Below are 21,070 nucleotides of genomic sequence, written 5' to 3'. Positions count from 1 at the left end.
TTTCGCTTTTCCGCCCCGGCACGGGGGGCGGCAAAAATGACCGGCCCGGCAATTCTTGCCGGGAACAAGCAAAAAATTAACCACCCGGTAACCTTACCGGCGATCAATGGGCGGGTCGGTAAGGAAACGTCAACGCCCGTGACCAGCCCCGCTCCACCCCACCTCTCACTGCCCCTGCGAGGCCGCGTGTTCCGCGCCGTCTCGCTGGCGCCGCAAGCGCCGGCCGCCGAGTGGCTCGTCCTCCTGGACGGCGCCCTGAAGCGCGATCCGACGCTGTTCGACGACAAGGCCGTGATCCTCGACGTCGCGGGTCTCAAGCCTTCGGCGAGCGAGCTGGAGAGCCTGATCGCCGAACTGAGCACCCGGCGCCTGCGCCTCCTCGGCATCGAGGGCGCGGATTCCGCGCTCCCGCCCACCCTGCCGCCGCGCCTCGTCGGCGGCCGCCCGCAGGGCGAGACCCTCGAGGCCCCCGCGGGGCCCGAGGAGAAGCCCGGCGTGTCCTCCCTCACCATCGAGGGCTCGGTGCGCTCAGGGCAAAGCATCGTCCACCCGGAGGGGGACGTGACCGTAATGGGATCGGTGTCCTCGGGCGCCGAGATCCTCGCGGGCGGCTCCATCCACGTCTACGGGGCGCTGCGCGGCCGGGCCATCGCCGGCGCCGCCAAGAACCCGCGCGCCCGCATCTACTGCCGCAAGTTCGAGCCCGAGCTTCTCGGCATCGACCGCCTCGTCCGCACGGCCGAGGACATGGGCACTCACCTGCGCGGTCAGGCGGTCCAGATCTGGTCCGACGGCGGCGCGATCAAAATCGCAGCCTTGGGTTAAGGGGAAACAGTATGGCCAAGGTTCTTTGTGTCACGTCCGGCAAGGGCGGCGTCGGCAAGACCACCACGACGGCGGCGCTCGGCGCGGCGCTGGCGCAGGCCGGCGAGAAGGTCTGCGTGGTCGATTTCGATGTCGGCCTGCGCAACCTCGACCTGATCATGGGCGCCGAGCGCCGCGTGGTCTACGACCTGATCAACGTCACCAACGGCGACGCCAAGCTGCCGCAGGCGCTGATCCGCGACAAGCGCCTCGAGAACCTCTCGCTGCTGCCGGCCTCGCAGACCCGCGACAAGGACGCGCTCACCGACGAGGGCGTCGAGCGCGTCATGGGCGAGTTGCGCGAGAAGTTCGACTGGATCGTCTGCGACAGCCCCGCCGGCATCGAGCGCGGCGCCCAGCTCGCCATGCGCCACGCGGATGTCGCCGTGGTGGTGACGAACCCGGAAGTCTCCTCGGTGCGCGACTCGGACAGGATCATCGGGCTCCTCGATTCCAAGACCGTGCGGGCCGAGCGCGGCGACTCGATCGAGAAGCACCTGATCCTGACCCGCTTCGACCCGGCCCGCGCCGACCGCGGCGACATGCTCAAGGTCGACGACGTGCTGGAGATCCTGTCGATCCCGCTGCTCGCCATCATCCCGGAGAGCCTCGAAGTCCTGCGCGCGTCGAACCTCGGCTGCCCGGTGACGCTCAACAACCCGCTCTGCGCGCCCGCCCGCGCCTATGCCGACGCGGTGCGCCGCCTCAAGGGCGAGACCGTGGCGATGTCGATCCCCACCGACCGCAAGTCCCTGATCAACAAGCTGTTCACCCGGAGGGCCGCATGAGTGTCCTGACCTTCCTCAAGCCGCGGGGCTCCGGCTCCGTCGCCCGCGAGCGCCTGCAGCTCATCCTGGCGCACGAGCGCTCGGAGAGCAGCCGCCCCGATCTGGTGATCACGTTGCGCGAGGAGATCCTCGCGGTGATCGCCAAGCATATCGAGGTCGAGCGCGACAAGGTGCAGATCAAGCTCGAGCGCGGCGAAGGCGTGTCGACGCTGGGCGTCGACATCGAATTCCCGGTCGAGACGCCCAAGGCCGCCAAGAAGCGCGCCACCGCCTGAGACGGTTTCCGCTTTCACAGAGCGGAAACCGCCCCCGGACGCCCGCCCATCGACGGCAACGAGCCGCATGCCGACGGCGAAACAGTCGATTTCGCCGGTACGGACGCGAGTTCGGGCGATCCGTTCAACAACTTTTGCGATTAAATGCCATCACTCGGCGGTTTTCGCGCGCATTCGGCGCCCCGAAGACGACCACCTGTTCTTGAGAAAATCTTTTTCTCGGAACGGCTTTGCGCAGCACATCGTTCTGGAAGCCTCAACGGATGTTGAAGGGAGAGAACGACATGAAGCGCACCATTCTCGCGCTCGCCGGCACCCTGGCCCTGACCGGCGCGGCCTTCGCCGGCGGTTCGGGCAGCAGCAGCGGCAGCAGCCCCGGCGCCTCCGGCAACACCCCCGCCAGCCAGATGAAGAGCGACGGCTCGGGGTCCGGCTCGGGTTCGTCGCGCCCCGGCGCGTCCGGCTACACGCCCGGCGCCCAGATGAAGAGCGACAGCACCGGCTCGACCTCCGGCGGGTCCTCCGGCTCCGGCAGCATGGGCTCCGGTTCGGGCTCGGGCTCAAAGTCGAAATAAGACCCATCGGCGATGATCCTGCGTCATCGCCGATTGTCCCCGCGACGGCGGGGCGGCGGGCTCGGCAGATCCGAGTCCGCCCGGGCCTTTTTGCGTGAGCGCGTCGGCCCTTATCGCCGCGTCAGCCGGAAGGCCGGCGCGTGGTCGGGCTGGGTCGTCACCACGGCGGCCGGCAGGACCGGGCGGTCGTCCGCCCGCGCGAGGCGGAAGTGCCCGACGAGGCGGCTCAAGGCCAAAGTCGCCTCGGTGAGCGCGAAGGCGGCGCCGATGCAGATGCGGGGCCCCGCCCCGAACGGCATGTAGGCGAAGCGCGGCACGGGCGCGGCGCCGGGCAGGAAGCGGGTCGGATCGAACGCGTCGGGATCGCGCCACAGCCGGCGGTGCCGGTGCAGCAGCCAGGGCGAGATCGTCACGCTGTCGCCGCGTGCCACCGGCTGGCCCGCCAGCACGTCCGGTCCGAGCGCGACGCGGGCGATGACGTAGGCCGGCGGATAGAGCCGCAGGGTCTCGTCGATCACCGCGCGGGTGAAGGGTTTTTCCGGCAGGTCCGCCTCGGCGGCGACCCGCTCCTGCGCGTCCGCGTCGAGGGCGAGCAGGGTACAGGCCCAGAGCAGGGTCAGCGCCGTGGTCTCGTGCCCGGCCAGGATCATGGTGGCGACCTGATCGCGCAGTTCCTCGGTGGTGAAGCTGCGGCCGGTCTCGGGGTCGCGGGCGGCGCGCAGATGGTCGAGCAGGTCGCGCGGGCGGCCGTCGCGCTCCGCCGCGCGGTCGGCGATCACGGTATCGAGGAAGGCGACCCAGTCGCGCCGGAACCGGTCACGCGCCCGGTCGAGCGGCGTGGCGAAGCGCAAGGGGACCAGCGCGTCGGTGAGGTGCGGGCGCCCGAGCCGTTCGGAATAGGCGGCGAGGTACCCGCGCAGACGCGCGCCGTGGCGCGCCATGCCGACCGAGAACATGGTGCGCCCGGCGATCTCTAGGGCGAGGTGCTGGAGCGCGCCGAACAGATCGACCGGCCCCTGGGCGGCCGGCCCTTCGAGGGCGGCGACCGCCTCGTCGGTCGCCGAGAGGATGTGCGGCACCAGCGTCTCCACCGCCCGCGGGGTGAAGGCGGGGCTCAGCGCCCGGCGCTGATGGCGCCACGCCGCGCCCTCGCTGATGAGCAGGCCGTCGCCCAGCATCGGCCGCAGCATGCGGATCGAGAGCGCGGTGCGGGCGTAGTTGCCGGCATTCTCCACCAGCACCCGGCGCACCGCCTCCGGATCGCTCACCGTGAGCCGGACCTTGCCGAACAGGCGGCGGCGGCGCAGGGGCAGCTCGTAGGCCGAAGCCGGCCAGCAGCCGATGCCGTTGGTCCGCATGGTCGCGACGAAGCGCAGCGTCGACAGCTCCCGCTCCGGCGGCACCGGCACCGGCGGCACCAAGCGGGCGCCGGGGCGCGATGGAGCCGTCTGCTGATCGATGGTCATGGCCTCGCGCCCAGGTCCGCTCCGGGAAATTGCGGAGATCCGCCCCGGATTCCGGATCCGGGACGCATCGCCGCGTTCGTGGTTCGCATCGTTTTTCCGAAATCCGGAAGCCGCCGTTCAGAACGATGCTCTCGGTTCCTGTGCCGCATCGTCTTTTTTCCGAAAGCCGGTTCCCACCTTTCGGAACGATGCTCTAGGCCGCCGCCCCGCCCGCGGCGAGCGCGATTGCCGCGGGGGAGACCGCGGCGCGGCGCGGGGCTCCCGGCCGGTTCAGGCGGCGGGCTGCGGGCGCCGGATCAATCGCGGGCGCCAGATGCCGAACACCACGTTGAAGGTCGCGATGAACAGGAGCACCCAGAGCGTGCCCCGCTCCGAGCCGAGATCCTGGCCGAGCGTCGCCGGGTCGACCCGGCCGGCGAGCGCCTCGGCGCTCAGGCGCGCCTCCTCCTGCATCGGCCCCTGCACGCCGACGAAGCCCCACTCGAACATCACCACACCGGTGGCGAGCTTGGCCCAGGCCCAGCCGGCATTGTGGAAGGCGCGCTGCGCGATCGAGAGCAGGCCGGCGAGCAGCGTCAGGGCCAGCGAGGGCAGGAACAGCCAGGTCGCGACCGCCCCCATGGCGCCGCGGATCAGGGCATAGCCCTCGATCGCGGTCGGTGACGGGGTGCGCTCGAGCAGCACCAGCAGGGCGGCCATCGCGCCCATGAGCCCGATGGCCCCCATGGTGTGGAGGAACTTGAGAAGGCGCCGCATCGCGTCCCGCCCCGACCGGAGGATGGCCGAAGCCTATCGGAAACCGTCTCGATGCGGGAGGCGGCACGGCGGCGCCCGCCCGCACGTCGCCGTGAGCGGCTCAGGCGAACAGATCGAGCTGTGCCGCCGGGGCACGGACGCGCCGGGCCGGGCGCGCGGGCGGAGCCGGAGGCGCGAGATCGGGCAGCGGGATGCCGGGCTTGGCGTAGAGCACCGCGCCGACGACGCGGGTACGGGCCGGATCGAGCAGGACGCAGCAGGTGTGCGGGCCGCTGCGAACGATCTCCTGCACCAGCGGTGCGTCCGGGGGCAGCGCCGCGACGGCCTCCAGCAGGCCCGGCAGGCCGGCGGCGGCGATGCCGAGCACGCGGAACTCGAAGGCCTGCCCGCTCCACGTGTGGCGCACCGAGCCCGCCTTGGTGGCGGCGAACGGGTTGCTGGCGAAGGCGGTGGCCTCGTCGCGTAGGAAGGCGGCGATCGCCGCGCGCTCGGCCAGATGGCCGGCGGCGAGGACGAGGTCGGCGAGTTGTGGCTTCGAGAGGTTCTGTAGGGGTTGCACGAGGGCAAGGCTCGCACGCGTCCGTGCGCAGGGTCGAGGCCGCGCCTGTGCAAGCCTGTGGATAGCGCCGGCCGCTACCGAACCGAGTTCTCGCCGTTGTTGCGCTGGACGCAGCGATAGCCGGCGAAGCAGTAGGGATCGTCCAGCGTCGGCTCGAAGGCCGGGGCGCCGGTCACCTCGTTCTGGCAGGCGCCGCTCTCGTAATGCACCGTCTCGTAGGCGGTCGGGCTCGAGGCCAGCACGACGTGGCCGCGGCGGGCCACGATGCCCTTCACCGCCGCGCAGGACAGGGCCGGGGTGAACGGCCGGTCCGCGCTGAGCGTCTGGGCGGCAACCGGACCGGTGAGAGCCATCGCCATCAGGCCGGTGGCGAGACGGAGGGCGGACGCCTTGCGCATCATGGTCGAGGGTTCCGGTGGGAGCGTCCTATCTGCGCCGACGATCCGGCGCGGCGCAAGCCGGTTCCGAGGCCGGATCGACGCCCCGCTCCGCCCGCCGGGCGCCTTGCGCCGGTCGCGGGAACAGCACCATGCCGGCCAGCGCCCCGAGCAAGCCCGTCCATCCGATCCGCCACAGGCTCATCGCGGTCTCCCCGGGTTTCAGCGCGGCGCGTAGGTGTGCTCGTCGGCCGGAAAGCGGCCCTCGCGGACCTCTTCGGCATACATCCGCACGGCGCCCTCGATATGCTCGCGCAGCGACCCGTAGCCCTTCACGAATTTCGGAGCGCGCTCGCTCAGGCCCAGCATGTCCTCCAGCACGAGGATCTGGCCGTCGCAGGCGCTCGTCGCGCCGATGCCGATGGTGGCAGCAGAGACCGCCGGATCGGTCGCGATGGCGCGGGCCACCGGCTCGACGATGCCCTCCAGCACGATGGCGAAGGCGCCCGCGTCGCTGATCGCGCGGGCGTCGGCGATCAGCCGCGCCTCGTCGCCCGCGCCGTGGCCCTGGACCTTGAAGCCGCCCATCGTGTTCACCGATTGGGGGGTGAGCCCGATATGGCCCATCACCGGCACGCCGCGCTCGGTCAGGAAGGCGACGGTGTCGGCAAAGCGCGCGCCGCCCTCCAGCTTGATCGCGCCGGCCCCGGTCTCCTTCAGCACGCGGGCGGCGCTGAGGAAGGCCTGCTCCCGGCTCGCCTCGTAGGAGCCGAACGGCATGTCGACGACGACGAGGGCCCGCGCGGTGCCACGCATCACGGCCTGGGCCTGGACGATCATCATCTCCAGTGTCACCGGCAGGGTCGATTCCATGCCGTGCATCACCATGCCGAGGGAATCGCCGACGAGGATGAAGTCGCAATAGGGATCGAGGATGCCCGCCGTGTGGGCGTGGTAGGCGGTCAGCGCGATGATCTTGCGCCCCTCCGCCTTGCGCTTGGCCAGGTCGACCGCCCTGAGGCGACGGGACTGGACGTGCTGCGACATGGCTTGCCATCCGGGATGCGTTCCGGGCGCGCCGGAACCGTCATGGGAGGCCCGTCTATAGCCCGGTTCGCCCGGACGTTCGACGCCGTGTTCGAGACGCCGTATTCTTGCGGAAATCATGTGGCCCGGAGGCGTCGGCCTCCTGTTGCGGTGGCGTTTGCCGCCCCGCGCGCCCGTTATTCGGGCGTTTCCTCCCTAGACTTCGGACCGCCTCCGGGCGTGCCGTTTTTCCGCCACATCCGGCCCGGTGTCAACCGCCTCCGGCTGTCACAAGGGCTTTGAAATTGCTTGAATTTCGAGCTTTGCCGGAAATTTGACGAAATTGTGACAAATGATGTCCGGACGGGGCTCAGAGCGCCTTCTCGAGGAGCTGCTCGATCCATTCGGGTTGGGTCTCGCCGACGGAGCGGCCGACCTCGGCCTTGCCCTTGTAGACGATCAGCGTGCTCTGCATCCGCGCCTCGAATCGGCGCACGAGGTCGCGCTGACTGTCGAAGTCGATGGTGAAGACCGCGAGATCCTTGAACCGCGGCTCGGCCGCGAGCGTCGCCAGGATCGGCTTCTGCGTCTTGCAGATCGGGCACCAGGGCGCCGAGATCTGCACGAGGATCGGCCTGCCCTCGCTCTGCGCCGCCTCGAAGGCCGCCGCATCGAACGGCACGGGGGCTGCGGCCCGCGCCGTCCCGGCGAAGATCAGGGCGGCGGCGAAGGCGAGCGCGTGGCGGCGGGTCGGCATGGAGAAAAGCCCTATCGCTCGGGCGTGCCGCTCGCCGCGACCCATTGCGGGTCGGGCTTCACGGCCGCGGTGTCGTGATCGTCCTGCCAGCCCTCGACGCCGAGCGGGAACCAGTAGGCGCGCGAATACCCCGCCGCCACCAGCCGCTTGCCGGCGTTCCAACTGCCCCAGCATTCCGGGCGGCAGAAGGTGACGACGGGTCTGGCCTTGTCGCCGCCGGTCAGCGCGGCGACGCGGGCCAGAAACGCCTCTTCCTGCGCCGGAGCCAGCGGCACCTCGCCCGCCCCCGGCAGCCAGATGGCGTCGGGCAGCGAGCGGTGGGTCGGCAGCCAGGGGCGATTGGCCGGGAAGCCCGCGGGCTTGCGGTCGGCCAGCACCACGTCGAGCAGCACGGGCTTTTCCGGCAGCAGCGCCTCCAGCCCCTTGAGGTCGAGGACGGTGGCCCCCTTCAGGGTCGCGGGCGTGTAGCCGTGCGTCGGGCCGGTATAGAGCCCCTCCGGCTCCGGCACGTTCACCGGCGAATCCGCCGGCCCCGCGCCCCCGAGCATCAGCCCGAGCGCGAAGACAGCAGCGGTTCGGGTGATCCGCATCGGCTCAGTTGCTCGCCGAGGGGAGTTGGAAGCTGTGCTCCCAGCGTCCGCCCTGGTTGTCGGTGGCCGCAACCTTGACCGGTCCCTTGCCGTCGCCCTTGATCCCGAAATTGATCACCGGGTTCGAGGCGATGGAGATGTCGCCGTCGAGGTGGAACACGAGCTGGTCGCCATGGGTGACGTCGAGCTTGTCGACGTAGCGGGCCGGCGTGTAGTCGCGGGTCACCTGATTCATCTGCATCCCCGAAAAATTCGGGTGGCGCACCATCAGGGTCGCCTCGACCGGCTTGCCGCCCTGGCCGTCGCCCGAGAACTTCATGCGCATGTCGCCCATGCCCTTCATGGCCTCCTCGTCGCTCATCCCCATCGGGGCCGAGCAGCCGCCGGACGCCTTCACGAACTTGGCCGACTCGATCAGCTTGCCGTCCTTGGTCTCCACCACCGCGTGGACGTTGGTGTAGTTGTTCACCCGCACCCGCATCTTGATCTCGGCCGGGTCGGCGGCCGGGCCGAAGGTGAAATGCGCGGCGTAGGGCGACGGGTTGTCGTCGATGATGAAGTAGAGGCCCTTGACGTTGTCCTTGTCGGCGAGCGTCAGGCCGATCGGCACCAGCGAGGCGTCGAGCGCGCGGGCGGGCGCGTCGATCTTGACCGCCGCATCGCTCGCCTCGACCGCGCGGTCGCCGAAGATCGTCTTTTTGATCTCGGTCCAGCGGGCGGCACGTTCCTCGTCGGAATCGGTCGCGCCGGCCCGCACCGGCACCGGCGCGAGCGCGGCGGCCGAGAGGGTGAGGCTGAGGGCGAGCAGCAGGCGTTTCATGGTCGTTTCCTTCCAAATCTTTTAAGCCGCGGGATCACTCCCATTCGAGCTCTTGGTAGGCCTGGGTGACGTTGCGGCCGTTATAGGTGTCGAACAGGGCCCACTTGTCCTTCTCCCCCTGCGCGACCGTCGTCACCGCTCGCTCGATGGGGGTGTCGGCGGCGACCGCCTTGCGGGTCTCGTCGCGCAATGTCGTGAGATAACGCGCGAGATCGCCGAGCGAAGGAGCGAGCTTCACCCGCGTCGGGCCGTGGCCCGGCACGGCCTCGCTCGCCCCCATGCCTTTGAGCCGCTCGATCTCCTTGAGCCAGCCGATCAGGCTGCCGTCGAGCGAGGGGATGCGGCCGACGAACAGCAGGTCGGCGGGAAACAGCAGGCCGCTGGCGGAATCGAGCATCGACAGGTCGCAATTGGTGTGCGCGGTGCCGTGGGCCGTGAGCTTGAGGGTGCGGTCGCCCAGATCGATCTCGGCGCCGTCCTTCACTTCAAGCGTCGGGTAGACCACCGTGCCGGCCCGATCCTCGCCGAGGATGTCGACGAGGCGCTTGCGGTAGAACTCGCCGCGCGCGTCGAGCGCGCCGCGGAGCATCCCGTGGCCGACGAAGGTCGGGGTGTCGGCCTTGAAGGCGGCGGCGCCGAAGACGTGGTCGGGATGCACGTGGGTCAGCATCACGTACTTGATCGGCTTGTCGGTGCGCTTGCCGATCTCGGCGCGCAGCCACTGCCCGTCGGCGAGGCTGCCGCCCGACTCGGTGACCAGCACTCCGTCGCGCCCGACGATGAAGCCGATATTGGCGATGGCGTCGTTGTTCTCAGGGCTTGCTTCCGCGTCGGGGCCGCGGCGCACGAAGATGCCGGGCGCCACCTCGTCCATGGAGAAGGATTCGGCGGCGCGTCCGAGGGTCGGCAGGCAGCACAGGCACAGGCCGCCGAACAGGGCCTGCCTACGGGTCGCGGCGCTCACGCCGCGCTCCCCGGCTCGCTGCTCCGGCCGGCGTACCGCCATATGCCGTCTCCTCCCGATTCCTCGGTGATATATTGCCAACCATCTAGTAGGTAGATTTCTCGCGCGTCAAGTGTCATCCTGGCCTCGGCAGATCGGGCGGGATCGCGTTTGCGTGAGCGCCCCGGACGACGGACGGACGATGAGAGACACGCGCGCGTCGCTCCTGAGCGAGGCCGAAATCCTGGTACGCGGTCGGGGCTATTCGGGTTTCAGCTACGCCGACCTCGCCGAGGCGGTGGGCATCCGCAAGGCCAGCATCCACCATCATTTCCGCACCAAGGAAGACCTCGCGGGCGCGCTGATCGCGGCCTACGCGGCGCGCTACGACGCGGCGCTCGCCGACATCCTGGCGCAGACCCCGGACGGCGTGGCGCGGATCGAGGCCTACGGAAAACTCTATCTGGGCGGGGTCGAGCAGGGGCTCGGCTGCCTGTGCGCCGCGCTCGCGGTCGAATTGGAGACCCTGCCCGAGGGCCTGCGGCGGCAGCTCAGTTCGTTCTTCGAGGGGCACATCGCCTGGCTCGAGCGGGTGCTGGCGGAAGGCGTCGCCGACGGAAGCGTCCGCGCCGGGATCGACCCGCCCTCGCACGCCCGCATGGTGGTGGCGACGCTGGAGGGGGCGCTGCTGCTGGAGCGGTTCCTGGCCGGGCCGGCGGGGTTCGGGCAGGCGCTGGCAGCGTTGAGCGCGGGGTTGCGACCGGTTCGGCCGGGTGGCGGATCGTGAAACCCGGCCCGCACCGAGGCTCTAAATGTTCTCCTTCCCGGCCTGCTCGGAGCACGCCTTGAAGATGTCCGAGATCGACAGGTTCGAGTGACCGGGCGCCTTCGCCGTGTCGTCGAGGCAGGAGCGCACGCTGGCCTTGGACGAAGCGCCGCCCGACGCGTCCATCTTCTGCAGGAGGGCGTCCTTTTCGGCCGGCGAGGCCGCCGCCCAGGCCTGCATCTTGTCCCCGGTCCCGAGCGCGAAGGCGGGCGTCGCCAGCACGGACAGGGAGACGGCTCCGGCGAGAAGGAAGCGCATGGTCATGACCTCGGGCTGCGATGGACCGATAACGGCACGCCGGACTTCATCGAGAAGCTGGCCGCAGCCGAAGCGCGGGCCGATACGAGCACGAGCGTCCGTCCGGGAAGAATTAGGCCTCGAAGCGCCGCCGAAACGGCCGAGGGCTTAGGGCAAATACGCGCAGTCCGCCCCGCCCCTCGCGGCGTGGTGGCGTTTCCCCGGATAAGCGCGCCCCGACCTTCCATCGGGCCCCGCTGATACAATATGACAGCCTCAAACACCCCTCACAGCACAAGCGCCCCGATGTCCGACGCCTCTCCCCTCGCCGCCTCGTCCCAAAAGATCCCGGTGACGGTGCTCACCGGCTATCTCGGGGCCGGCAAGACGACGCTGCTCAACCGCATCCTCACCGAGCCGCACGGCAAGCGCTACGCCGTGATCGTCAACGAGTTCGGCGAGATCGGCATCGACAACGACCTCGTGGTCGGGGCCGACGAGGAAGTGTTCGAGATGAACAACGGCTGCGTCTGCTGCACCGTGCGCGGCGACCTGATCCGCATCATGGACGGCCTCGTGAAGCGCCGCGGCAAGTTCGACGCGATCATCGTCGAGACCACCGGGCTCGCCGACCCGGCCCCCGTGGCCCAGACCTTCTTCGTCGATCAGGACGTGGGCGAGGCCGCCCGCCTCGACGCGGTGGTGACGGTGGCCGACGCCAAGTGGCTGACCGACCGGCTCGCCGACGCGCCCGAGGCCAAGAACCAGATCGCGTTCGCCGACGTGATCCTGCTCAACAAGTCCGATCTGGTCTCAGGGGAAGACCTCGACCGGGTCGAGGGCCGGATCCGGGCGATCAACCCCTGGGCCAAGGTCCACCGCACCCAGCGCTGCGACATCGCCCTCGATCAGGTGCTCGACCGCAACGCCTTCGACCTGTCGCGCATCCTCGACGTCGAGCCCGACTTCCTGGAGGAGGGCCACCACCATCACCACGACGAGCAGATGCAGTCGGTCTCGGCCAAGATCGACGGACCGGTGGACCCGGAAAAGTTCATGCCCTGGATCTCGAACCTGACCCAGGTGCAGGGGCCGGACATCCTGCGCTGCAAGGGCATCGTCGCCTTCCCCGACGAGCCCAAGCGCTTCGTCTTCCAGGGAGTCCACATGATCCTCGACGGCGACGTGCAGGGCGAATGGGGCGCCGACGAGAAGCGGGTCTCCCGCGTCGTCTTCATCGGCCGCAACCTCGACCCGGAGGCGATTCGGCAAGGCTTCTACGACTGCAAGGTCTGACACGACGGCGTCGCTCGAAAGCGGCGGCACCGAGGACAACGAAAAAAGGGCCGCCTCCCGGCGGCCCTTTCCCTTGTCGTGACAGCGCCTGACGTCAGAGGTTCAGCAGGGTCTGAGCCGTGCCGAACGCCGTGGTCGCGAGACCGAAGGCCAACACGCCGATCATCGCGTAGGAGAACGCCCTCATCAGCATGAGCCGGCTCCCGTCCCGTGTGTCGTCCCGGATCAGCAGCGGTAGCCGCCCGAGGTCTGGCCGTACTGCTTGACCGGGAAGTGCTGCTGGTTGGCGTTACCCTCGGCGGCCGAGCTCTGCGGGCAGCTCGGCGAGGCGTAGACCGGGCCGTAGCCGAGGACCGGACCGGTGGTCTCGATCGCGCCGGGCGCGGCGTAACCGGTGTAGCGGCCGCCCCAGGTCTGGGCGGTGGCGGCGAGGGGAGCGGCGCCGAGAATGAGGGCGGCGACGGCGGCGGCGATGCGGGTCTTCATGGTTTGTCAGTCTCCGGTGAGAGGCCGACCCGGTCGTCCGGGCCGTTTCGTCTTCGATGAACTGAATATGGGGCGCCCTTTGCCGGCATGACGTGTCTCCCCGCACGCGCCGTCGCGGATTAAATTTTCCCTCGTCTCCCCGAACTTGGCACACTTGCGCCCGGGGCGGCTCGACCGCGTCGTTGGGCAAACCTCAACCTTTCGGTGGTGTGATCCGGCCCGGCGCGGGGCCGCGATCCCGTCGGGCGGCCGGTGACGGCGGACCGATCGGGTGGCGTGCAGCGGTCCGCGCCCCGGAGTTGCGTTGGCGTCGATGACCTCCACGGCGAGTCCCCTAGACGCGCGCCTTGCGGCCGCCCCGCTCCCGCGCTGGCGCGAAGGCGCCTGGGGCGAGCTTCCGGCGATCCGGGTCGTCCACGGGCTGGCCGGCGTGATGCACGCCGCCTTCATCTTCTTCGCCTGCTTCGCCTTCTCGGACGCCTCGCCCTACGACCTCATCGCCCTGCCGACGATGCTGCTGTGGCTGGCGCTCGGCATCCGGCTGCACCGGGGCGCGGTGCCGCTGGTGTTCCTGCTCGCCCTCTACCTGTCGGCGATCGTCGTGGCGCTCCTGCCCTATGTCAGCGAGCCGCTGCCGCTGACCTGGACGATCCAGCTCGGCTACCTCGTCATCACCGCGGTGTTCTTCGCGATGCTCTATGCCGACGACACGGCGGCCCGGCTCGATCTCGCGCTCAAGGCCTACACGGCGAGCTGCGTGCTCTCCGCCGGGCTCGGCATCGTCGGCTACCTGCAACTCCTCGGCATCGAGGACCTGTTCGCCCGCTACGGCCGCGCCTCGGGCACGTTCCAGGACCCGAACGTGTTCGGCTCCTACCTGATGCTCGGCACGCTCACGCTCACCCACGGCCTGCTGACGGGGCGCGGGCGCCATCCGGTGCCGGCGCTGGCCTGCCTGCTGGTGATCCTGGCCGGCACCTTCCTGTCGTTCTCCCGCGGCTCCTGGGGCGCCACCCTGGTCTCGACCGGGCTGATGGTGGGCTTCGTCTTCGCGACGAGCCGGTCACGCGCCTTGCGGCGGCGCATCGTGGTGATCGGCCTCGTCACCGCAGCACTCGGCGCGGCGGCACTCGTGGGCCTCCTGTCGATCGACAGCGTCGCCAAGACCTTCGAGTCGCGCGCGACCGTCACCCAGGACTACGACGAGGGCGAGACCGGGCGGTTCGGCAACCAGATCCGCGGCATGAGCCTCCTCCTGGACGAGCCCCTCGGCATGGGCCCGCTGCGCTGGCGCCAGATCTTCAACCTCGAACCGCACAATTCCTACATCGGCAGCTTCGCCAACGGCGGTTGGGTCGGTGGCGCTGTCTTCATCGTGCTGGTGGCCGCGACCACCTTCGTCGGCTTCCGGCTGATGACACGGGCCTCGCCCTATCGCGCCTATGCGCAGATCGTGTTTCCGGCGCTGCTGATGTTCTTCGTCCAGGCGATGCAGATCGACGTGGAGAAGTGGCGCCACGTCTACATGATGCTCGGCATGGTCTGGGCCCTGGAGGCCGCGCGCCTGCGCTGGGCGGCGCGGGGCGGCCGCGATCACAATGCGTTGCCCCGCGCGCCGCATGCGAGAACCACAGGGGACGGCTGAGCCGGCAGCCGCTATGCTGGCGCGTCGCACCCGCACGGGCGGGCGGCAAACGTACGAAAGTCAGGCCCCCGTGAGCAACCCGTCGGCGAGCGAGGCCGAGCGCCTCGCGGCCCTGCACGCGCTGCACATCCTCGACACGGCTCCGGAGGCGCATTTCGACGCCGTCTGCCGGACGGCGCAGCGCCTGTTCGGCGTCGCCACGGCCTATGTCTCGCTGATCGATGCCGAGCGGCAATGGCTCAAGGCCTGCACCGGCACCATGGCCCTGCCCCGGGCGATGCCCCGCCGCGACTCGATCTGCACCCACACCGTCGCGCAGGACGGCGTGCTCGTCATCCCCGACACCCGCCGCGATCCGCGCTTCGCCGGCAGCGACCTCGGTGCGGGGGCCTCGCGGATCGTGTTCTACGCGGGCGTGCCGCTCAGCCTCGGCCCCGGCCTGCGGCTCGGCTCGCTCTGCCTCGTCGATCCCAATCCGCGCCTCTTCTCCGCCGAGGACGAGATCGCCCTGTGCGATCTCGCCGAGGCGGTGACGGCGCATCTGCGGCTCCATCGGGACAACGTCGCGCTCGCCCGCGAGGCGGAACTGCGCCGCGGGCACGAGAGCACGATCCGGGCGCAGCGCGCCGAGATCGAGCAGCGTCGGGCGGCCAAGGCCCTCCTGATCATGGCCGAGCAGATGGCCCAGGTCGGCCATTGGCGCATCAACTTCGCCGAGCCGGAACCGCGCTACTCCGACAGCCTGCTGCGCATCGCCGGCCTCGACGCGGACGCCCCCTCGCCGACGCATCCGGCCTTGCCCAGCCTGTTCCACCCGGACGATCGCGCCACCGTCGAGGGGGCGCTGGCGGCCGCCCTGGCCAAGGCCGGCGACTTCGAGTTCGAGGCGCGGCTCGCCCGGCCCGACGGCACCGCCCGCGACGTGATGGTGCGCGGCACCTGCAAGCGCGAGGCGGACCACGTCATCGGGATGTTCGGCATGTTGATGGACGTCACCGACCGGCGGCGCATCCAGACCGAGATCCGTCGCAGCGAACTGCGCTATCGCAGCCTCGCCGACACCCTGCCCCTGCTGGTCTGGACGGTCGATCCCGAGGACGGCGCGGCCACCTACGCCAACACCCGGTTCGAGAACTATTACGGCCCGATCGGCCCGAACCGGATGGAGCGGGTGTCGCGCAACCACCCCGACGACGCCCCCCTCCTCGATGCGGCGTGGCGCTCGGCGCGGGCGAGCGGGCGGGGCTATGACGGGCAGTGGCGGCTGCGGGCGCGGGACGGCACCTATCGCTGGCACAAGCTGACGATGACCCCGGTCCACCATCCGGCCGACGGCACGGTGATCGAGTGGATCGGCACGGCGCTGGACATCGACGACATCGTCACCGCACGGCTTGCCGTGGAGGAGGCGAGCCGCTTCCTCGGCATCGCGCTCGAAGGCGCGGGCGCCGGCACCTTCGACTGGGACATGCGCACGGGCCTCCTGACGCTCTCACCGGAGAGCCTGCGGCTCTACGGCCTGCCGGAGACCGGCGAACCTCGCCGCCTGACCACGGCGCAGTGGACCGCGACCGTGAACCCCGACGACGTGGTCGAGACCTGGGACCGCATCCACCGCGCCATCGACAGCCATGGCCGCTACATCGCCGAGTATCGCGTCGGCCCGAGCTGGATCTATGCCTGCGGCCGCACCCTCTACGATGCGAATGGCCGGCCCTACCGGATGATCGGGCTGCATCTCGATGTGACCGAGCGCAAGGCGGCGGAGGCGGCTTTGCGCGCGCTCACCGACGAGGCCCAGGCCGCCCGCGCCGAGGCCGAGCGGGCGAGCGCGGCGAAGAGCGAGTTCCTGGCGCTGATGAGCCACGAGATCCGCACGCCGTTGAACAGCGTCCTCGGCTACGCCGACCTGCTGCTCGACCGCTCCGGCCACGACCCCGAGGACCGCCGCCGCCTGGAGCTGATCCGCGTCTCCGGCGAGGCGCTGCTCACCGTCGTCAACGACGTGCTCGACGTGTCGAAGATCGAGGCGGGCCGGCTCGAACTCGACCCCGTAGCGTTCTCCGTGCGGTCGCTGCTCGAGGACACCGTGGCGATCATGCGCGGCGGCGCCCTCAAGAGCGGGCTGACCGTGGAGACGCGCATCGATCCGCGCCTGCCCGAAACGCTGCGCGGGGACGCCGCCCGCCTGCGGCAGGTGCTGTTCAACCTGCTCAACAACGCGGTGAAGTTCACGCCCACCGGCTCCGTGACCCTGACGGTGCGGGCCGAGGGGGCCGCGCGCCTGCCTTCGGGCGAGGCGGCAGAGGCCCTGCGCTTCGAGGTGCAGGACACCGGTATCGGCATCGCGGCGGCGCAACAGGACCGCCTGTTCAAGCGCTTCAGCCAGGTGGACGGCTCGATCAGCCGGCGCTTCGGCGGCTCGGGGCTCGGGCTCGCCATCTGCCGCGACCTCATCACCCTGATGGGCGGAGACATCGGCGTCGAGAGCCGGGAGGGGGCCGGCTCGACCTTCTGGTTCACCCTGGTCCTCCCGGTGGTCGCCCCGTTGCCCCTTCCCTCGGCCCCGCCGCGGGTCGAGGCCGCCGCGGCGTCTCCGGCGCCGGCCGGCACGCCCGCGCCGGCCAAGCGCGGCGCCCGGCTGCTTCTGGCCGAGGACGTGATCCTGAACCAAGAGCTCGCCCGGGCCGTGCTGGAGGCACGGGGCTACCGGATCGACATCGTCGCGGACGGGGCCGGGGCGGTGGCCGCCCTGGAGGCGGAGGGCGACGACCCCTACGCCCTCGTCCTGATGGACCTGCAGATGCCGGTGATGGACGGGCTCACCGCCACCCGGCGCATCCGCGCCCTGCCGGGCGCGATGGCGCGGGTGCCGATCATCGCCATGACGGCCAACGTGCTGGACGAGCAGGTGCGCGAGCTGATCGAGGCCGGCATGGACGATCATGTCGGCAAGCCGTTCAAGCGCGCCCATCTCTACGCCGTGATCGAGCGCTGGCGCGGCCAGGGCGCCGCCCGCCGGAGCAACGACGCGCTGGCCCCCGCCCCCGCCGTGCCGATCCTCGATCACGAGACCTACGCCACGGTGCGCGACATGATGGGCCGCGAGCGCATCCTCGCCCTGTTGACGCTGCTCGAAGCCGAACTCGACCATCGCTTCGCCTCCGGCGCGGCGCTCACGGAGTCCGACCTCGACCGGACCCAGCTCGCCTACGACGCCCACGCCATGGTCGCGGCGGCGGGCGTGCTCGGCTTCGTCGCCCTCTCGTCGCTCTGCCGCGAGATCGAGAATGCCTGCCGCAGCGGCAACGACATCCTCCCCCTGATCCGCCATTTTGCGGCGCTCCGGCGCGACACGCTGGGAACGATCCGGGCGCTGCGGGCGGCATGATCGGTCCGAGCCTCGGTCCGACCGGGGCCGCCCAGCGGATCGGTCCATGCATGGCGCGGCGCAGAGCGGTAGCCTTGAGATCGGAAGGCCGGCGCGCCACCTGAGGGCGGCCCTTCCCGCCCGACGCCTCGAGCCCCGCCTTGCCCCTCTTCGACTACGCCGCCCAGGCGGGTTCCGCGATCAAGGCCTTCGCCGAAGCCTCCAGCGATCTCCTGATCCAGCCGACCCTGCGCCTCGGCGTCACCGGGCTCGCCCGCTCCGGGAAAACGGTGTTCACCACGGCGCTGGTCCACCACCTCGTCGAGGGCCATGCGCTGCCGGCCTTCGAGCCGGCGCAAGCCGGACGCCTGCGCCGCGCCCGCCTCGTGCCCCAGCCCGACGACGACGTGCCGCGCTTCCCCTTCGAGGAGAACTTTTCGGCGCTCACCGAGGCCCGCCGCTGGCCGGGCTCGACCGACCGGATCAGCCAGTTGCGGCTTGCCATCGAGTACGAGCGGTCGGGCGGCTGGCGCACGGGGCCCGGCACCCTGATGCTCGACGTGGTCGACTACCCCGGCGAGTGGCTGCTCGACCTCGCCCTGCTCGACCAGAGCTACGTCGCATGGTCGCGCGCCACCATCCTGGGCACCCGCCGGGCCGGCCGCTCGACAATCGCCGCGCCCTGGCTCGAGGCCATGGCCGGGCTCGACCCGGCCGCGCCGCTCGACGAGGTGGTGGCCGAGCGCGCCGCCAACGCCTTCAAGGCCTATCTCTCGGCGCTCCGGGCGGGCGCGGAATCCGTCGCCACGACCCCGCCGGGGCGCTTCCTGATGCCGGGGGATCTCGCCGGCTCGCCGATGCTGACCTTCGCCCCCCTCGACCGGCTGGAGGAGGTGCAGGTCCCCGGCAGCCTCGGCGCCCTGATGGAGCGCCGGTTCGAGGCCTACAAGGCCAAGGTGGTCGAGCCGTTCTTCCGCGAGCATTTCCAGCGGGTCGATCGCCAGATCGTGCTGGTGGACGTGCTCTCGGCGGTCGATGCCGGCCCGGCCGCACTCGCCGAGCTGGAAGAGGCGCTGGACGCGGTGCTGCTCGCCTTCCGGGTCGGGCGCAACAGCCTGCTGACGCGCTTCTTCGCCCCGCGGGCCGACCGCATCCTGTTCGCGGCGACCAAGGCCGACCACCTGCACCAGTCGAGCCACGACCGGCTCGACGCCCTGCTGCGCCTGCTCGTCGCCCGCGCCATGCGCCGCACCGAGGCCGCGGGCGCCCGCGTCGGCACGGTGGCGCTCGCCTCCGTGCGGGCGACCCGCGAGACCACGGTCCACGACGGCGGCGAGGTTTTGCGCGCGGTGTCGGGGACGCCCGAGGCCGGCGAGACCATCGGCGACGACACCTTCGACGGGCTAGCCGAGGCCGCGATCTTTCCCGGCGAATTGCCGACTGACGTCCAGAGCGTGCTCGACGGCGCGATCCCGCCGGGCGCGTTCCGCTTCCCGCGCTTCCGCCCGCCTTTGGCCCGGCCCGACGCCATCGGCCGGCCTGGCCACCTTCCGCAGATCCGGCTCGACCGGGCGATGCAGTTCCTGATCGGGGACAAGCTGACGTGACGACGCCTCAAGGCCCCCGCCCCCGCGCCTTCCGCCTCCCCGGCGCAGAGCCCGCCCCCGAGCCACGGCCGGAAGCCGGCGCCGAGGCACCGTCCCGGCCTCAGCCCGAGGCCCCGGCCAAGCCCAGACCGGACATACGCTTCGTCGACGAGCCGTTCGAGATCGTCGAGGCCGCCGACCGCGTGCCGGTGCCGGTCGCCCCCCGGCGCGGCCCGCCCTGGCTGTCGATCTTCCTGAGTGCGCTCGGCAGCCTCGTGGCCATCGGCGTCGGGCTGTCCCTGGAGCGCCTGGTCTCCGACCTGTTCGCCACCGCGCCCTGGCTCGGCTGGGTGGCGCTGGCCCTCGTCGTCGTGGCGGGCGTGGCCCTGCTCGCCATCGTCGGGCGCGAGGCGCTCGGCGTCTGGCGCGAGCGCAAGATCGAGCACGTGCGCGAACGGGCGCTGGCGGCGCTGACCGCCCGCGACCACACCGCGGCGCAGGGCGTGGTGCAGGAGCTGCGCGGCCTCTACGCCGACCGCCCCGCCCTGGCGAGCGGCATCAAGCGCCTCGACGCGGTGGGCGATGCGATCCTCGACGTGGACGACCGGCTCGGGCTTGCCGAGGGCGAGCTGCTCGCGCCCCTCGACCGTCAGGCCAAGGCCGCCATCGCGCAGGCCGCGAGCCAAGTGTCGGCGGTGACGGCGCTGAGCCCGCGGGCCATCGTGGACGTGGCGTTCGTGGTCTACTCCGCCGCCCGCCTGCTGCGCCGGATCGCGGCGATCTACGGCGGACGCCCCGGCCTGCTCGGCTTCCTGCGGCTCGCCCGCGCGGCGTTCGCCCACCTCACCGTCACCGGCGGCATGGCGGTGGGCGAGGGCATGCTGCATCAGGTGCTCGGCCTCGGGCTCGCCGCGCGGGTCTCGGCCAAGCTCGGCGAGGGCGTCCTCAACGGCCTGATGACCGCCCGCTTCGGTCTCGCGGCCATCGCGGTCTGCCGCCCGCTGCCCTTCGTTCGGGCGACGCCGCCCACCGTCAACGACGTGGCCGGTCAGCTGTTTCGCGGGACCGGCGAGGAGAAGTAGCCCGTCCATGCCGGCATGAGCTTGCCGGCATGATCTTGCCGGCATGAGAAAAGCCCCCGCACCGTACGGTGCGAGGGCTCTTTCAATCGGGTTCGCACAGCGGCGAAACCCTCAAAGGAATCAGCAGTCGTTGCCGCCCTTGTCGCCGAGCTTCTGGTCGGCGCCGGTGGCGTTCATCGCGCCGACGGTGCCCGGGGCGGCGGGCTGGTTGCCGCCGGCGTTGTTCTTGGCCATGGAGGTCTGCTCCGAGCCGGGCTTGTCGCCCACGCCCTGGCCGGCGCCGACATTGTTCATCGCGCCGACGGTGCCCGGCGAGGCCGGCTGCTGGCCGCCCGCGAGGTTCTTCGAACCCTTGTCGGCGCCGTTGGCGGTGGAGCTGGTGGCCGGGGAGTTCTGGTCGGGGGCCTTGGCGGTGCTGCCGGTGTTGCACGGCGCAGCGAAGGCGGAACCGGCCATGAAGGCGAGCGCGGTGGCGGCGGCAAGGGTCTTCGTGAGCGTCACGGTGCTATCCTCCGAGATTGTCTTACCGGCCCGACGACCGGTTCGACCGGGGAAAGCGATTAAGGAAAATTAAGTTCCCGAATTCTCCCGAGATAAATTGTTCTTTCCGCCGGGATTGCGCCCCTAAGGTCGGGATTCGCGAAGGAAATACCGACCTCTTCAAAAAGACCTGCGTCAAAATCGCAGGCAAGCGCGAACGCTCCCAATACAATCAGGCTCGGCGCAGACCGTTTGATGGCGTCGGT

General features: G+C 70.7%; 22 protein-coding genes. 10 read left to right on the top strand and 12 right to left on the bottom strand.

The annotated features are described in order from the left end of the window. The first annotated feature begins 186 nt into the window (after positions 1–186). The 4 genes from minC to BM140_RS25780 all read left to right on the top strand — a co-directional run bounded on the left by minC (position 187) and on the right by BM140_RS25780 (position 2,502). The gene (minC, locus tag BM140_RS07225) at positions 187–825 is read left to right on the top strand and encodes a septum site-determining protein MinC (RefSeq protein WP_244535341.1); all 639 of its coding nucleotides are present in this window, start codon (positions 187–189) and stop codon (positions 823–825) included. Positions 826–836: 11 nt separating this feature from the next. Next, positions 837–1,652, top strand: a complete 816-nt coding sequence (gene minD, locus BM140_RS07220; RefSeq protein ID WP_091943523.1) for a septum site-determining protein MinD — start codon at positions 837–839, stop codon at positions 1,650–1,652. After that, positions 1,649–1,927, top strand: a complete 279-nt coding sequence (gene minE, locus BM140_RS07215) for a cell division topological specificity factor MinE (RefSeq protein ID WP_091943521.1) — start codon at positions 1,649–1,651, stop codon at positions 1,925–1,927. The genes minD and minE overlap by 4 nt, the downstream gene beginning before the upstream one ends. Positions 1,928–2,211: 284 nt before the next feature. Further along, entirely contained in the window at positions 2,212–2,502 is a 291-nt protein-coding gene (locus BM140_RS25780; RefSeq protein ID WP_091943807.1) for a hypothetical protein, read from the top strand. 110 nt (positions 2,503–2,612) lie between these two features. Here BM140_RS25780 and BM140_RS07205 read toward each other — a convergent pair whose 3' ends face one another. The 9 genes from BM140_RS07205 to BM140_RS07165 form a co-directional block, all read right to left on the bottom strand. Continuing rightward, positions 2,613–3,968, bottom strand: coding sequence for a cytochrome P450 (locus tag BM140_RS07205; protein ID WP_091943519.1), 1,356 nt, complete (start codon positions 3,966–3,968; stop codon positions 2,613–2,615). A gap of 270 nt (positions 3,969–4,238) precedes the next feature. After that, entirely contained in the window at positions 4,239–4,724 is a 486-nt protein-coding gene (locus BM140_RS07200; protein WP_091943517.1) for a hypothetical protein, read from the bottom strand. Positions 4,725–4,824: 100 nt separating this feature from the next. Further along, a complete protein-coding gene (locus BM140_RS07195; RefSeq protein ID WP_091943515.1) occupies positions 4,825–5,283 on the bottom strand; it encodes a hypothetical protein in 459 nt (152 codons plus the stop codon). Between the two features lie 74 nt (positions 5,284–5,357). Then, the gene (locus tag BM140_RS07190) at positions 5,358–5,684 is read right to left on the bottom strand and encodes a hypothetical protein (protein ID WP_091943513.1); all 327 of its coding nucleotides are present in this window, start codon (positions 5,682–5,684) and stop codon (positions 5,358–5,360) included. Between the two features lie 198 nt (positions 5,685–5,882). Next, positions 5,883–6,707 carry a 3-methyl-2-oxobutanoate hydroxymethyltransferase gene (gene panB / locus BM140_RS07185; RefSeq protein WP_091943511.1) on the bottom strand — a complete coding sequence of 275 codons (825 nt, stop codon included), beginning with the start codon at positions 6,705–6,707 and terminating at the stop codon, positions 5,883–5,885. Positions 6,708–7,056: 349 nt separating this feature from the next. Further along, positions 7,057–7,443, bottom strand: a complete 387-nt coding sequence (locus BM140_RS07180; RefSeq protein ID WP_091943509.1) for a thioredoxin family protein — start codon at positions 7,441–7,443, stop codon at positions 7,057–7,059. A gap of 11 nt (positions 7,444–7,454) precedes the next feature. Continuing rightward, on the bottom strand, positions 7,455–8,033 hold the full coding sequence (locus tag BM140_RS07175; RefSeq protein WP_091943507.1) for a rhodanese-like domain-containing protein: 579 nt from the start codon (positions 8,031–8,033) through the stop codon (positions 7,455–7,457). Positions 8,034–8,037: 4 nt separating this feature from the next. After that, the gene (locus BM140_RS07170; RefSeq protein WP_091943505.1) at positions 8,038–8,853 is read right to left on the bottom strand and encodes a quinoprotein dehydrogenase-associated SoxYZ-like carrier; all 816 of its coding nucleotides are present in this window, start codon (positions 8,851–8,853) and stop codon (positions 8,038–8,040) included. Between the two features lie 34 nt (positions 8,854–8,887). Beyond that, a complete protein-coding gene (locus tag BM140_RS07165) occupies positions 8,888–9,817 on the bottom strand; it encodes a quinoprotein relay system zinc metallohydrolase 2 (RefSeq protein WP_091943806.1) in 930 nt (309 codons plus the stop codon). A 181-nt stretch (positions 9,818–9,998) separates the two neighbouring features. On the opposite strand from BM140_RS07165, the gene BM140_RS07160 reads away from it, so the two are divergent. Beyond that, on the top strand, positions 9,999–10,583 hold the full coding sequence (locus BM140_RS07160; RefSeq protein WP_091943503.1) for a TetR/AcrR family transcriptional regulator: 585 nt from the start codon (positions 9,999–10,001) through the stop codon (positions 10,581–10,583). Positions 10,584–10,604: 21 nt separating this feature from the next. On the opposite strand, the gene BM140_RS07155 is transcribed toward BM140_RS07160, so the two are convergent. Continuing rightward, a complete protein-coding gene (locus tag BM140_RS07155; protein WP_131803760.1) occupies positions 10,605–10,880 on the bottom strand; it encodes a hypothetical protein in 276 nt (91 codons plus the stop codon). A 285-nt stretch (positions 10,881–11,165) separates the two neighbouring features. On the opposite strand from BM140_RS07155, the gene BM140_RS07150 reads away from it, so the two are divergent. After that, complete coding sequence (locus BM140_RS07150; protein ID WP_091943497.1) at positions 11,166–12,155, top strand: CobW family GTP-binding protein; 990 nt, start codon at positions 11,166–11,168, stop codon at positions 12,153–12,155. Between the two features lie 225 nt (positions 12,156–12,380). On the opposite strand, the gene BM140_RS07145 is transcribed toward BM140_RS07150, so the two are convergent. Beyond that, complete coding sequence (locus BM140_RS07145; protein WP_091943495.1) at positions 12,381–12,641, bottom strand: hypothetical protein; 261 nt, start codon at positions 12,639–12,641, stop codon at positions 12,381–12,383. A gap of 313 nt (positions 12,642–12,954) precedes the next feature. Between BM140_RS07145 and BM140_RS07140 the strand changes: the two genes are divergently transcribed. From BM140_RS07140 to BM140_RS07125, 4 genes are all read left to right on the top strand, one after another. Further along, positions 12,955–14,286 carry an O-antigen ligase family protein gene (locus BM140_RS07140; RefSeq protein WP_244535331.1) on the top strand — a complete coding sequence of 444 codons (1,332 nt, stop codon included), beginning with the start codon at positions 12,955–12,957 and terminating at the stop codon, positions 14,284–14,286. A gap of 70 nt (positions 14,287–14,356) precedes the next feature. After that, the gene (locus BM140_RS07135) at positions 14,357–17,677 is read left to right on the top strand and encodes an ATP-binding protein (RefSeq protein ID WP_091943804.1); all 3,321 of its coding nucleotides are present in this window, start codon (positions 14,357–14,359) and stop codon (positions 17,675–17,677) included. A gap of 140 nt (positions 17,678–17,817) precedes the next feature. Beyond that, a complete protein-coding gene (locus BM140_RS07130; protein ID WP_091943492.1) occupies positions 17,818–19,263 on the top strand; it encodes a YcjX family GTP-binding protein in 1,446 nt (481 codons plus the stop codon). Continuing rightward, positions 19,260–20,324 (top strand): YcjF family protein, encoded by a 1,065-nt coding sequence (locus BM140_RS07125; RefSeq protein ID WP_091943490.1) that lies wholly within the window; start codon positions 19,260–19,262, stop codon positions 20,322–20,324. The genes BM140_RS07130 and BM140_RS07125 overlap by 4 nt, the downstream gene beginning before the upstream one ends. A gap of 120 nt (positions 20,325–20,444) precedes the next feature. On the opposite strand, the gene BM140_RS07120 is transcribed toward BM140_RS07125, so the two are convergent. Then, positions 20,445–20,825: an exopolysaccharide production protein YjbE gene (locus BM140_RS07120; protein WP_091943488.1), complete on the bottom strand. Its 381-nt coding sequence runs from the start codon at positions 20,823–20,825 to the stop codon at positions 20,445–20,447. Between the last annotated feature and the right edge of the window lie 245 nt (positions 20,826–21,070).

The sequence above is a fragment of the Methylorubrum salsuginis genome, assembly GCF_900114375.1.
GTDB lineage: Bacteria > Pseudomonadota > Alphaproteobacteria > Rhizobiales > Beijerinckiaceae > Methylobacterium > Methylobacterium salsuginis.
Note: the sequence above shows the minus strand (reverse complement) of the source record. Positions and strands in the feature narration are given on the sequence as shown.

Bases quoted from the DNA above. Each gene is read 5' to 3' on its own strand.
- BM140_RS07145 (WP_091943495.1), bottom strand. From the start codon at position 12,641: ATGAAGACCCGCATCGCCGCCGCCGTCGCCGCCCTCATTCTCGGCGCC.
- BM140_RS07205 (WP_091943519.1), bottom strand. From the start codon at position 3,968: ATGACCATCGATCAGCAGACGGCTCCATCGCGCCCCGGCGCCCGCTTG.
- BM140_RS07175 (WP_091943507.1), bottom strand. From the start codon at position 8,033: ATGCGGATCACCCGAACCGCTGCTGTCTTCGCGCTCGGGCTGATGCTC.
- BM140_RS07200 (WP_091943517.1), bottom strand. From the start codon at position 4,724: ATGCGGCGCCTTCTCAAGTTCCTCCACACCATGGGGGCCATCGGGCTC.
- BM140_RS07140 (WP_244535331.1), top strand. From the start codon at position 12,955: ATGACCTCCACGGCGAGTCCCCTAGACGCGCGCCTTGCGGCCGCCCCG.
- BM140_RS07180 (WP_091943509.1), bottom strand. From the start codon at position 7,443: ATGCCGACCCGCCGCCACGCGCTCGCCTTCGCCGCCGCCCTGATCTTC.
- BM140_RS07170 (WP_091943505.1), bottom strand. From the start codon at position 8,853: ATGAAACGCCTGCTGCTCGCCCTCAGCCTCACCCTCTCGGCCGCCGCG.
- BM140_RS25780 (WP_091943807.1), top strand. From the start codon at position 2,212: ATGAAGCGCACCATTCTCGCGCTCGCCGGCACCCTGGCCCTGACCGGC.
- BM140_RS07155 (WP_131803760.1), bottom strand. From the start codon at position 10,880: ATGCGCTTCCTTCTCGCCGGAGCCGTCTCCCTGTCCGTGCTGGCGACG.
- BM140_RS07150 (WP_091943497.1), top strand. From the start codon at position 11,166: ATGTCCGACGCCTCTCCCCTCGCCGCCTCGTCCCAAAAGATCCCGGTG.
- BM140_RS07190 (WP_091943513.1), bottom strand. From the start codon at position 5,684: ATGATGCGCAAGGCGTCCGCCCTCCGTCTCGCCACCGGCCTGATGGCG.
- minE (WP_091943521.1), top strand. From the start codon at position 1,649: ATGAGTGTCCTGACCTTCCTCAAGCCGCGGGGCTCCGGCTCCGTCGCC.
- BM140_RS07160 (WP_091943503.1), top strand. From the start codon at position 9,999: ATGAGAGACACGCGCGCGTCGCTCCTGAGCGAGGCCGAAATCCTGGTA.
- panB (WP_091943511.1), bottom strand. From the start codon at position 6,707: ATGTCGCAGCACGTCCAGTCCCGTCGCCTCAGGGCGGTCGACCTGGCC.
- minD (WP_091943523.1), top strand. From the start codon at position 837: ATGGCCAAGGTTCTTTGTGTCACGTCCGGCAAGGGCGGCGTCGGCAAG.